The 12,210-nt window shown below is 60.4% G+C and carries 11 protein-coding genes and 1 pseudogene; 4 read left to right on the forward strand and 8 right to left on the reverse strand.

Annotation, left to right across the window (positions count from 1 at the left end; all coding sequences use genetic code 11):
* From LJE91_13340 to LJE91_13355, 4 genes and pseudogenes are all read right to left on the reverse strand, one after another.
* Nucleotides 1–679, reverse strand: a pseudogene (locus LJE91_13340) (DNA phosphorothioation-associated putative methyltransferase).
* A 92-nt stretch (nucleotides 680–771) separates the two neighbouring features.
* Nucleotides 772–3,675, reverse strand: coding sequence for a DEAD/DEAH box helicase family protein (locus LJE91_13345; protein MCG6869667.1), 2,904 nt, complete (start codon nucleotides 3,673–3,675; stop codon nucleotides 772–774).
* Entirely contained in the window at nucleotides 3,669–4,277 is a 609-nt protein-coding gene (locus LJE91_13350; GenBank protein ID MCG6869668.1) for a class I SAM-dependent methyltransferase, read from the reverse strand. The genes LJE91_13345 and LJE91_13350 overlap by 7 nt, the downstream gene beginning before the upstream one ends.
* A 153-nt stretch (nucleotides 4,278–4,430) precedes the next feature.
* Nucleotides 4,431–4,646 carry a hypothetical protein gene (locus LJE91_13355; GenBank protein MCG6869669.1) on the reverse strand — a complete coding sequence of 72 codons (216 nt, stop codon included), beginning with the start codon at nucleotides 4,644–4,646 and terminating at the stop codon, nucleotides 4,431–4,433.
* Nucleotides 4,647–4,862: 216 nt separating this feature from the next.
* Here LJE91_13355 and LJE91_13360 point away from each other — a divergent pair, with 216 nt between their 5' ends.
* The 4 genes from LJE91_13360 to LJE91_13375 all read left to right on the forward strand — a co-directional run bounded on the left by LJE91_13360 (nucleotide 4,863) and on the right by LJE91_13375 (nucleotide 8,468).
* Nucleotides 4,863–6,680 carry a lipase maturation factor family protein gene (locus tag LJE91_13360; GenBank protein ID MCG6869670.1) on the forward strand — a complete coding sequence of 606 codons (1,818 nt, stop codon included), beginning with the start codon at nucleotides 4,863–4,865 and terminating at the stop codon, nucleotides 6,678–6,680.
* A gap of 132 nt (nucleotides 6,681–6,812) precedes the next feature.
* Nucleotides 6,813–7,313 (forward strand): sigma-70 family RNA polymerase sigma factor, encoded by a 501-nt coding sequence (locus LJE91_13365; GenBank protein ID MCG6869671.1) that lies wholly within the window; start codon nucleotides 6,813–6,815, stop codon nucleotides 7,311–7,313.
* Between the two features lie 85 nt (nucleotides 7,314–7,398).
* Nucleotides 7,399–7,941: a hypothetical protein gene (locus LJE91_13370; GenBank protein MCG6869672.1), complete on the forward strand. Its 543-nt coding sequence runs from the start codon at nucleotides 7,399–7,401 to the stop codon at nucleotides 7,939–7,941.
* Nucleotides 7,942–8,174: 233 nt separating this feature from the next.
* Nucleotides 8,175–8,468, forward strand: coding sequence for a hypothetical protein (locus LJE91_13375; protein ID MCG6869673.1), 294 nt, complete (start codon nucleotides 8,175–8,177; stop codon nucleotides 8,466–8,468).
* A 149-nt stretch (nucleotides 8,469–8,617) separates the two neighbouring features.
* Here the strand turns inward: LJE91_13375 and trxC are convergent, their stop codons facing one another.
* The 4 genes from trxC to LJE91_13395 all read right to left on the reverse strand — a co-directional run.
* Nucleotides 8,618–9,052, reverse strand: a complete 435-nt coding sequence (trxC, locus tag LJE91_13380) for a thioredoxin TrxC (GenBank protein MCG6869674.1) — start codon at nucleotides 9,050–9,052, stop codon at nucleotides 8,618–8,620.
* Nucleotides 9,053–10,020: 968 nt separating this feature from the next.
* Nucleotides 10,021–11,238 (reverse strand): organoarsenical effux MFS transporter ArsJ, encoded by a 1,218-nt coding sequence (arsJ, locus tag LJE91_13385; GenBank protein MCG6869675.1) that lies wholly within the window; start codon nucleotides 11,236–11,238, stop codon nucleotides 10,021–10,023.
* Between the two features lie 7 nt (nucleotides 11,239–11,245).
* Entirely contained in the window at nucleotides 11,246–11,515 is a 270-nt protein-coding gene (locus tag LJE91_13390) for a TMEM165/GDT1 family protein (GenBank protein MCG6869676.1), read from the reverse strand.
* A 2-nt stretch (nucleotides 11,516–11,517) separates the two neighbouring features.
* Nucleotides 11,518–12,210 (reverse strand): glyceraldehyde-3-phosphate dehydrogenase (locus LJE91_13395; GenBank protein ID MCG6869677.1); only part of this gene is annotated, 693 nt, incomplete at its 5' end.

Consider the following 12,210-nt stretch of genomic DNA (forward strand, 5'->3'; position numbering starts at 1 on the left):
CACACTCAATCTCCTCGGTATCCTTACGTCTCTTGACAAAGCGCAGCGCCTTACCGAGAGTGCCGAAGCCCTCAATCAGGGGCAGTAGGTCATCGACCTCTGCCTTGTCTGGTGCGCGGCCAAGGGAGATTCGGAGCTCCCACAACCGCTCCAGGGGTTCGCAGTAAGACTCGTACTTCACCGCAGCACGGTTGCGACGGCGCGGCGCCAACCGCTCCCGCTCGGTGACGGACGGACTCCGCAGGAGATTTCGTCGGCTGCGGTAACGGTCGACCAAGAAGCGCTGCTCTGCATCCTTGTCGCGGAAGACATAAAGCACCCCGGGAGCCACAGGTATGGGCTCCTCATCCAGCGCCGCCTCTAGGAAGGCCTTGATCTCCGCCTGGGTGTAGTATTTTTGAAAGGTCTGGCGTTTGGTCAGCACACCGTCCCGGAAGCACTGTCCTTGTACATCGTTCTGGTTGGCCAACATGACAGATACCACCAGTAGCCGCTCCGCTAGAGAGAAGGCGCGGGTCAATGCATCGAGCCGCTCGCCGAAGTCTTCGATAACATTGACGACGAAACCCAGGTTGACGATGTCCGCCGAGACGATCGGGTTTTCAGGCGCGTGATACGGATCCCAGCCGGAGGCCTCCTCAGAGGAACGTAAGTCTCTACACTGCTGACATCGAAAATCATATCTAGACGGTTTTCATCCCGCTGGAGTTCCATCTTTTCCCTCTAGTAGACGGCGAAGGAAATGTCTCCGTACAGGCGGTCTGAACCCATTCAGGTCAGATCGAAACTCTGGCCTGATCTCAAATGAGAAGGATCGATGACTGCACGCAGACGCGCCAAGGGGCGCATACTCTCGTCGGCCTGGAGATCATCATAGGAAGGATTCGCGGCTTTCAGAATATAGCGGCCATCTCGCGTCTTGTTGACTACGCGCAACAAGTACTGGTCTCCTCCATCGATGTCCTGCCTCTCGATGACCATCGTAGCATTTGTGATGGATCCTGCGCGGTCTGGACTGACCAATTCAAGTAACAAGTAGTCGCCGTCTCGAATGGGACGTTTTCCGCCATTCATCGAGTCGCCGACCGCCCTGGCTATGAAGCAGCGAGCTGAATCGACACGTCCGTATCCGTCGCCCAGGCCCTTGTACTCGCATTCGTCCGCTCTTCCATTCCTGAAATAACCGCATGCGATCTTCAGATTGGGGAAATACGGCAACTCCGTCCCGCTATCCTTCGCGGTACCGGGGAAGGGAATGACAGATCCGGTCGTCTCCGACTCCGAACTCAGGTGCTTTTCATAGGATGCCAGGCGGAAATCCACCAATTCCTGCACCATGCCCTGGAAAACCTCATGCTCATCGTCGGAAATAGCGAATGTCGGTCTGAAGTATCCCTCGGATTCCTCGAACCAGTTCCGGTCATGCTGATTTCTGTTACCCCCGGTCCAAGCGTTTACCGGATTTCCATTCCAGTATGTAGTCCACTGCCGCATATCGATGTCATCGATATTTCTCAGATCTCTACGGATATCGGCAATGAAATTTCTCCGGCGGCGGAATACTCCCAGTGCCTGTTCTGCCAGGGCATCCAAGGTGGGTGGATTGCGAAACCCGTCGTTCTCGATCAGCGCCTCAAGCAGTACCGCCTTGAAGGATCTCGTCATTTGCGTGACTTCGATCTCTCTCAGGAAGGCCTCGTGTCCTTGGAACACGATCCGTTCCTTATCATCAAGATCGCCCTGCTCACGTAGAAGACCCCACCACTGCCCGCAACGGTTGCGCATCTGGGAAACGCTCGCACCACTATGAAAATACTCGGTCAAAGTCGGCCGGCGCCCAAGCGAATCTCGAAGCGACCGATAGTCGTCGACAGGGCCACCGCCATGTAGCCTAGCGAGGAAGTTAATAAACTCCAGATCGAAGTTGACGTAACAGCCTTCCGGTAATGTCAAATTGCCCTCTTCGTAGCGGCGCGCAAAATCGCTCGGGTCTCGTAGATTGCTCTGATCGCCAAACAGAGCCAGGGGCCTGTTGACAAATCCCTTGTGATTACCAATGAAATCCAGGACGATCAATCGCTGCTTATCCGGGTGCCGTCTGAGCCCCCTTCCCAGTTGCTGCAGGAACAGTACCTTGGACTCCGTTGGACGCAACATCATCACGGTGTCGATCGACGGCAGGTCCACCCCTTCGTTGAACAGATCCACGGAGAAAACCACCTGTATGGATCCCTGATCGAGGCGTTCGAGCGCTTCGCTGCGATCCATTTCGGAACCTCCGTAAACCGCTACCGCCCGAACGCCGTCTTGCGCGAACTGCTTTTCCATAAACCTTGCATGCTTGATCGATACGCAGAAAGCCAGCGTCCGCTTCTGCGCCTTGTCTCTCCACTCCTTCAAAGCATGTCTGGCCCGGGAAAGTGTCGCGAGCTTGTTGGACAGGGTGTGGGGATCGAATCTTCCGTTACGCCAGGGAATCTCCGTGTAATCCACGGTTCCGTCGTGGATACCATAGTAGCTGAACCTGCAAAGCAATCGCTGTTCAATCCCGTAGAACAGGTTCACGGAGTAGACGAGATTATCGTCGCAGAGACTCAGGATATCGGACTGGTCCGTCCTGTCCGGCGTCGCAGTCAAACCCAGCATAAAGCGAGGCCTGAAGTGCGTCAGAAGCCGACGGTAGGTTGGGGCGGCCGCGTGATGAAACTCATCAACGACCACGCAATCGAAATGCCCCGGCGCAAACAATTCGAGATGGCCGGTTCTGCCCAGGGTCTGAACGGAGGCAAACAGCAAATTGGCCTCTATCTCTTTTCGGTTTCCCGTGTATCGCCCCACGACCGATCGGGGGAAGATACGTTGGAAGGTCGCCTCCGCCTGCAGGAGAATTTCTTCCCGATGCGCAACAAAAAGCGCCTTTGCGGCATTCATCTGCTTGACGAAAAAACCCGCCAGGTAGGTCTTTCCCAGGCCGGTTGCCATTACGACAAGGCCACTCCGGTATCCCTCTTCCATCGTGCGCGACAATTCCCGAAGCGCCGCTTTCTGCACATCGCTGGGCCGCGGCGCTGGCAATGGTGAGTCGTTGCTGTCCGGCGCCACCTCAGCGTTCGGCACTCTGCGGCGTTTCTCGTACCCTGCTATCCAGTCATGGTCGAGAGCGATGACTTCCGGGCGATTGAGCAATGCCTGGTATTCATCCTGAATCTCACAGAATCGCTCTTGCACCGGATCCGCAGGATCCCCGGAGAACTCGATGCGGTAGTTCCACTCGAGTCCCTCGGTCAGTGCGATCTTGCTGATGTTGCTGGAGCCGATGAATGCGGTGCCACCCGTCGGGGTGCCATCGGAGCAACGCAAGAAGAGATATGCCTTGAGATGAAAACTGACCTGCCCTGCTGTTTCGAACACGCGAACATCGGCGCCGCGCTCGGCCAACAACATCAGACTGCGCAGCGCCCGTGGATCCGTGACATCCAGGTAGTCGCTCGTCAGAACGGTAAGCGTGGCGCCGCGCTCCGTTAGCGCATCGGACAAGGCGGGGAACAGTATGTCGAGACCGCTGCTCTTGATGAATGCGACCGCAAGTTCTATCTCCTTGGCCTGGTGGATGCCCTCGAGCAGCCTCGGCAGAAGCGGATCGGCATCTCCTCCCGTGATCAGGCTTTTTAACACGCCGACTCCGCGATGCCGAGAAGTGCGTTCAGCCAGCGGTCCGACCGACGATCGGGTCGGCCGTCCAGTGTAACCCAGGTTTCCATTGCGCGAAGTCCGCCGGGTTCCGCGAGCAGCACGGCCAGGCGCGCCTCATCGAGGTCGGTGAACCGCCTGCCGTCCACTTCTCTGGAACCCGTGCCATACTTGAATGACGCATAGGCGATACCGCCGGATTTGAGTGCCCGGGCCAATCGACTGAAAACATCCGGCAGTTCCTCCAGCGATACGTGCAACAGGCTCGCACAGGCCCAGATACCGTGGAACTCCGAAACATATTCGAAATCCTGGAATCGCAGAACGTCAACGGGAATTCCTGCATACGCCTCGGCCATCGCGGCCAGCTCGGGTGACGCGTCACAGGCCCGCACAGCGTATCCGCGTTCAATGAAGGCCCTCGAATCGCGACCCGATCCGCAGCCGGCATCGAGTATTCGTGCACCGGTGGAGAGTTGTCCAAGGAATCGCTCATAGAGCGGTGTCATGTCCAGGTTCAGCGTGTCCTGAAAATATCTCCTCGCGTTTCGCCGATAGTAGTCCGTTCCGGACCAGTGATCGATCATCCCCAAGATTTAGTCTCCGCATCGAAACGATCTTTCTCTCGTTGTTTCACGGAGGATACAACAGGAACAGCGGATAACAGCGCACCTATCGCATATGACGTCCGGCCACACCTGGAGGAGGCAGGTAGACGACGAGGTCCTGACGTCTGGCTCCTAATTCCTAGTTTTCGCGGCGTAATCTGCTGCGATCTCACCATCGTGAAACACCAGTTGCAGCGAAAGTTGATTTCGCCCCCGCAGATGCTCGGTCACTCTGTCCAGAAACCACTGTTTCAGGGTCAGTCCCTCGTCCTCAAGGGAGGAGTAAAGTTCCTGTTTCAATTCCGGGTCGATCTCGATGACGATCCGACCGCTTTGACCTATGGGCATTTTTTTCGGGCTCTCTGATGCTGACACATGATGTAACATAGACCATGTTATGTTACATGACAAGAGTGGATTGGCCCGTTGCGCGCATCTTAAATGTGGTTTCCAGTAGTACCTTTGAGGTCCCATATAGGTAACTTCGAGGGGATGCGGATGCTATTTATCGTTGACGGAATTGGCCTGAATATGGCTGAGTCTAGCGGGTAATCAGGAAGATTCATGAACCGCACGAATCCCCGGCGCCCCCTGCTCGCCTACGACGGTGACTGTAGCTTCTGCGCCTACTGGGTGCGTTACTGGCAACGCCTGACGGGCGAGCAGGTCTCCTATACCCCGTACCAGGAAATCCTCGACGACCATCCCGAGGTGCCGGAGGACGAGTTCCGCCGCGCGATTCAGCTCTTCGATCCGCAGGGGGCGCGTTACAGCGGCGCCGAAGCGGGGTTCCGGATCCTGGCGCTCGTCCCCGGGCGCGGTGCGGGCCTATGGCTGTATCGCCACCTGCCGGGGTTCGCCGCGCTGGGGGAGGCCACCTACCGGGTAATCGCCAACCACAGGGACGCGGCCTACCGGGCCTCGCGGCTGCTTTGGGGCGGGGAGCGCTTCCCGCCCGAGTGGGACCTCGTCAGCGGGCTGTTCCTGCGCCTGCTGGGCCTGACATTCCTCGTCGCCTTCGTCTCCATCGGCTTTCAGATCGAGGGACTGGTCGGCAGCGGCGGCATCCTGCCCCTTTCGCAGACCCTCGCCGCAATCGCCGCGGAGCACGGCGCGCAGCGCTTCTGGACCGCGCCCACGCTGTTCTGGATAAACGCTTCCGACGTTGCGCTGCTCGCGGCCTGCGCGGCCGGCGCTGTGGCATCCGGGCTCGTGATGCTGAACGTGCTGACGCGGGCGATGCTGGTCGTCACGTTCGTGCTGCACCTCTCGCTGTGGGTCGCGATGCCCGTGTTCGGCGACATTCAGCCGGACGCCTTGATCCTCGAGGTGGGTCTGCTCGCGATATTTCTGACCATGGGCTCGCGGATCGTCATCTGGCTGTTCCGCTGGCTGCTGTTCCGCTTCATGCTGCTTTCCGGCGTCGTCAAGCTGCTCACCCACGATCCGAGCTGGGCGAACCTCACCGCCCTCGACTTCCACTACGAGACCCAACCGCTGCCAACGCCGCTGGCCTGGTACGCGCACCAGCTCCCGGAGTGGTTCCAGCAGCTTTCGGTACTCTCGACCCTCGGGATCGAGCTGGTCCTGCCCTGGCTGGTCTTGATGCCGCGGCGCCCGCGCTTCGTAGCGGCCTGGGGTTTCCTGCTCCTGCAGGTTGCGATCACCCTGACCGGCAACTTCTACTTTCTGAATCTGCTGACGATCTTCCTCTGCCTGTTCCTGTTCGACGACCACGCGCTCGAGCGGCTGGTGCCGTCGCGACTCACCGAGCGCCTTCGTTACCGTCTCCCCAGACCCGGGCGGCTTGCGACCCTGGTATCGGCCCTGTTCGCGGCCGTGGTGGTATCGGTCGACCTGGCGGTCACCTGGCAACGCCTCGAACGGAAGCCCTTGCCGGAACCACTGGCGGCGGTCGTTTCGGCGACTTCGCGTTTCGGGGTCACGAATTTCTACGGTTTTTTCGGGGTGATGAACACGCAGCGTCTCGAGATCGTCCTCGAGGGGTCCGTCGACGGCGAGCACTGGCGCGCCTACGAATTCCCTTTCAAGCCCGGCGACGTGCACCGCTGCCCGCGCTGGAGCATCCCGTATCATCCGCGGCTCGACTGGACCCTGTGGTTCGCCGCGTACGAAGGCCCCTACGAGAACCCCTGGCTGGGCGATCTGATATACCGCCTGCTCGATGGCTCTCCCCCGGTACTGGACCTGCTCGCCAAAGATCCCTTCCCCGAGCAGCCGCCCGAGTGGGTGCGCGGCACGCTCTATCGCTACCGATTCACCACGCCGACCGAGAGGGCCGCGAGCGGGGATTGCTGGGTGCGGGAGCGGCTCGGTCCTTACCTCCCGCCGATCAGCCTGGAGAACTGGACGCCTCCCTGAGGAACGCGCGTTCACTTCACCGGCACGGAAATACAATTGGCGTTGCCCGAGGACCGATCCAGAGCGGGTTACTCGCGGCTGGGTTGCCGGACTTTTCATCGCGGATGACGGATAACGAAACGGAACCCACCGGTGTTCAGTGACGCCCAGTTCAATGCACTGTACCGCTACGGGCTCTCGCTAACCACCGACGAGGCCCTGAGCTATGACCTGCTCCAGGACGCGCTGGCAGGTTTTCTGAAGCTGGATGTAGCCCGCCGGCCGGTCGACGGCGCCGAGTTCTATCTGCGCAGGGCGATGCGCAACCGCTACATCGACCAGCTCAGAAAGGAAAAGCGCTACCCGCGCGAGCCCCTGGAAGATGGCGGAGACCGCCTGGTTTCCATGGCCATGCCGGATCCCGGGGAACGGGTGATCGACCGGCAGATGGTGGAGTCTATACTGGATCGGCTGAATCCGATGGAACGTGAGCTGTTGCATCTGTGGGCCTACGAGGAGTTCACCGCAAAGGAGATCGGCAGACAACTCGACGCGCCACGCGGCACGATCCTCTCGCGCATCCATCGATTGAAACGAAAGATCGCGCAGTTCGGCCTGGGATCGACTGGAATCGGTAAAGGCACGGGCACATGAAACGCCCAGTCGACAAGGTCCTTCAGGACCACACCACCTGAACAGCAAGCACCTCGATGCAGGGCAGCTCGACGCCCTGAGGTCCATGCAGCGTGCCCACGATGAAGCGCCGCCAGCTCCGAAACCTCGCCGTAACACCTGGATCGCCGTCGCGGCCCTCCTGGTGCTGGTGGTGGTGGGCGTCACCGTACCGTGGGTAAGCCGGTTCGGCGGACCGGAAAACCTGATCGACGAGATCGCCGCCGAGGTGGTCGAAAACCACCTGCACAACAAGCCGCTGGAGGTGGACACCACGCGCATCGCCGGGATCCAAGAATGTTTTACACGGCTCGACTTCATGCCGGTGGAGAGCCGGTACCTCGCCGACCGGGGACTGACCCTGCTCGGCGGGCGCTACTGTTCGCTGCAGGGCGTCACCGCGGCGCAGTTGCGCTTTGCAGCCGTAGGGGAGGACGAGCTGTACACGCTCTACGAATTCGGCTACGACCCGAAAGTCTTCCACCGGACCCGGACTACGACAAGGGAGAGGCGCCGGTCTCGACCTGGTCGCGCGGGATCAAGGTCACACTCTGGGTCGAGAAGGGTGTTCTTTTCGCGCTCACCGAAGAACCGGATAAGCGACAGATGAAAAACCTGTCTGGCTGTTTTGTCTGGTGTACCGGTCATTGCCACCGTGTCCGCATCACACTGCCCGGACCGGGTCCTGATACCGGCCGGTCCCTTCAAGATAGAGCGGCTATTGCGCGTCATCGCGTCTTGCCACGAAACGAATTTGACACACTCTTTCTCGTGAAAACCTGTCCGTGACGGGTATATCTGCTGCTCGGCGACCCCGATCTGCAGATCCGCCGGCGTAACCCGGTGAACCTGACTCTGCGGATCCCGGAGGAGATCAGGATGTGCAAACTCTGCGAACTGGAGCTGCTGGTGACCGACGACAATGGCATGCCGATTCCCGACGCCCTGGTCGGTCTGTGGAAGCCGGGCAAGGCCGCCAGACCGGGACAACAGGGGGAGGTCTTCGTCAACCGCTATGCCGACAAGAACGGCAAGGTGAAGCTACCGGTCTCCCTTCCGACCACCGGCAGGCTGTACTACGCGGTCGAGGACGGCCGGGGAAACGCCACGTTCAACGCCGCCGAAGTGGTGAGATAGCGATCGGGATCGTTGCTCCCGGATGGAATGCGGATCCCGCACGCGGCCGACGACCGGCGTGCGGGATCCCTCCGGTAACGCCAATACCTCCATACTTCAGCCGATGTATCGGCCGGATTCTCCCACCGAGTTCGCGTGTCCCGCGATCGCTACAGATGCGCCTGTACCCAACGCATGATGTCTCTCGCCCCCATGGCCCCCGCCTGGCGGGCGACCTCATGCCCACCCTTGAACAGCGCCATGGTCGGAATGCTGCGGATACCGAACTGGGCGCCGAGCATCTGTTCCACTTCGGTATTGACCTTGGCAAGCCTTACCCGCGGTTCGATCTGCTTCGCCACCTGTTCGTAGGCCGGCGCCATCATCTTGCACGGCCCGCACCAGGGCGCCCAGAAATCCACCAGCACCGGGATGTCTCCCCGGCTGACATGCTTCTGGAAGTTGGCGCCGGTCAGTTCGATCGGGTGGCCGTTGAACAGGGGCCGATGACACTTGCCGCATTTGGGCCCCTGTCCCACGCGCGTACCAGGAATTCGATTGACCGCGTCGCAGTGCGGACAGACGATGTGCATGGACTGGCTCATAGTGTTCCCTCGGATAGCCGAACCTGGCAAAGCTTAAACTGACCCGCCCGTTGGTGCACGGGCATGCGGTTTCGCGGGTCATGACGCTGTATCTACCGGCTACGCGTTCCGCCACCGCTTACCCGCCGGTGCACTGGCGGGGCGCCGCTTCTATGCACAGATGGGGGCAAGCGGCTGGAAAACCAAACCACAAGGCGAACGTCTCAGCCCATGTGGCGTTACACCATCGGAAATCATTCCGCGGGATCCTGCGGACCTTCCCGAATCCCCGCGGGCGTGATTTCAATCGGCCCTACCCTGCGTGCGGCAACTACCGCGGTTCGATCGGCCCGGAAGGTTCCTCTGCGGGTGCGGCATCGGGCCCTGAAACGTCGTGGTGGGCATTGGAGGTGCGTCATTCTTCGGCCAGGTCGAAGTAATGCGATCCCTTGCGTGCAGAACGAGTAGCGTACCGATCGGAAACCTCCAACCGAGGCAACAGACTAACCGGCTCCCGGAAGGAAACCGGACCGGCGGCGACGGTTCTCTACCCCATTTTTAAAAAAACCCGGCGAAGTTTATAAATGATCCGCGATCCGAATCTCGATCGTCATGGACCACACTTTTCCGTGCTTTCGGTGAGTCATGACGTTGCGTAGGGTGGAACAAGCGCAGCGGTTCCACCGTCATGGGTGTCTGCGGATCCCAACCGGAAAGTCGGTTGAGAACATGCCGGTGCTCTACCCATCCACCTGGGCCGGGCCGCCTGCCGGCCTGGGAAGATATGTGGGTCAGGTCATCTGAATTTACGGATTCAGTCGATATCCCTCATCACTTTGGGGCTACCCGCCTGATTTATGGGTCCTCAGGGATATCTGGGAGGTGACGTCCAAAGACGTGGCATTCTGCAGGAACGGAGCAAGCGAGCCTGCAATATGTGTATTTGAATACGGCGCCAGTTTCGGCGCCCCTTTCGTGGAAACCGCGTTTCAGGCGGGCGCGACCTGCCCCTCACCGGGCTCGGGCAAAGGAAACGACAGCATCGCCGCGGCCAGCACGAAGCCCGCCGACCACCACAGGCACCCCTCCAGTCCGTGCGTCTGATACACCCAACCCGATAGAACCGTGCCGGCGAGCCGGCCGCCGGCGTTGGCCATGTAGTAAAAGCCCACGTTCATCGAGACCTTGTCGAAGTCCGAATAGGCCAGGATCAGGTAGGAGTGCACCGCCGAATTGATGGCGAACACGATCCCGAACAGCACGAGCCCGACGATCAGGACGGCAGCGGGATCCCAGTCCCGGCCCAGCGCCAGGGCGATCCCGACCGGAAGGACTGCCAGCACGAAGGCCCAGAGCCTTACGGTCCCGCCGCCCGGGCCCTGCCCGTGGTGACTGCGCCGGAGGAGTTTCGGCGCAGACGCCTGAACGAAGCCGTAGCCGATCACCCAGAGGGCGAGGAAGCCACCCACCTGAATAAAGGACCATCCGAGAATCGAATAGAGATACACCGGAAGTCCGACGACGAACCACACGTCGCGCGAACCGAAAAGGAAAAAGCGCGCGGCCGCCAGCCAGTTGATCTCCGGGCGAGTGGCAAACACCTGCGTGAATTTCGGCTTGGACTTCATCCTGCCGATGCCGGAAGGCAGGAGAATCGCCGTGACGATCAGGACGGCCAGCAGCGTCCCCGCCAGTACCGCCAGGGCGCCGCGGAAACCGATCCACTCGAGCAAGGCGGCGCCGACGAAGAATCCCGCCCCCTTCAGCGCGTTCTTCGAACCGGTGAGTACGGACACCCATCGGAACAGCCGGGATTCGCTTCCTTCTCCGGCCAGGGTCTTGACGCTCGCCTTGGCGGACATCTTGTTGAGGTCCTTGGCGATACCCGACAGTGCCTGTGCCGCCATCACGTAGGGCACGGACAGCCAGGCGTCCGGGACCGCGAGCATGGCGAGGGCGACCACCTGCAGCCCCATGCCGATGTGCATCGTAAAGTTGAGCCCGATGCGCGCCCCCAACCAGCCGCCGACGAGATTGGTGACAATGCCGAAAAACTCGTAGAACACGAACAGCATCGCCACCTCGAAGGGGGAGTAACCCAACTGGTGGAAATACAGCACGACGAGCATGCGAATGGCGCCGTCGGTGACCGTGAAGGCCCAGTAGCCCCCGGTCACGACGAGATAGTTGCGCAGGTTGGATTCCATCGGCTCGCTACCGCAGCAGGGTCCAGGCCCCGATGAGGATGAACCCGACACCGGCAATGACCTGCAGGGTTCGCTCACTCACGTATTGCGCGATCAAGGCACCGCCCAGCACCCCGATGGCCGAGGTGACGATCAGGGCCAGGGATGCACCGAAGAAGATCGTCCACTTGCTGACCTCCTTGTCCGCCGCGAACAGCAGCGTAGCGAGTTGTGTCTTGTCCCCGAGTTCGGCAATGAACACCGTGCCGAAGACCAGTCCGAGCAATTTCCAGTCCATGTTCACAGACTCCTGGCGACCATGACGGCGATATCCACCATCCGATTGACGTAACCCCACTCGTTGTCGTACCAGGCGTAGACCTTGACCTGGGTCCCGTCGATGACCATGGTGGACAGCGCATCGACGATCGACGACCTGGGATCGTTCACGTAGTCGGCCGAAACCAGCGGACGCTCCTCGTATCCCAGGATGCCCCGCAGCGCGCCTTCCGCTGCCTCCGTGAAGTAGCCGTTGACCTCGACGGCAGTCACCGGCCGCGCCGCCTCGAAGACGAAATCGGTCAGAGAGGCGTTGAGCAGGGGCACGCGAACGGCGTGCCCGTTCAGCTTGCCCGTCAGCTCCGGGAAGATCCTGGTGATGGCCTTGGCCGAACCCGTGGTCGTCGGGATCAGCGACTGGCCGCAGGCGCGCGCCCGGCGCAGGTCCTTGTGGCCCTTGTCGACAATGGTCTGGGTATTTGTGATGTCGTGTATGGTGGTCATGCAGCCATGCACGATGCCTATCTTCTCGTGCATCACCTTGACCACGGGCGCCAGGCAATTGGTGGTGCAGGAGGCTGCCGTGACGAGATGGTGTTCGGCCGGATCGTACAGAGGGTGGTTGATCCCGTAAACGATGTTGAGCGCGCCCTCGGTCGGTGCCGCGACGATGACCTTCTTGACGCCCTGCCTGAAATAAGCCTGTAACGCCTC

This window comes from Gammaproteobacteria bacterium, assembly GCA_022340215.1.
In the GTDB taxonomy this organism is placed as follows: Bacteria; Pseudomonadota; Gammaproteobacteria; order JAJDOJ01; family JAJDOJ01; genus JAJDOJ01.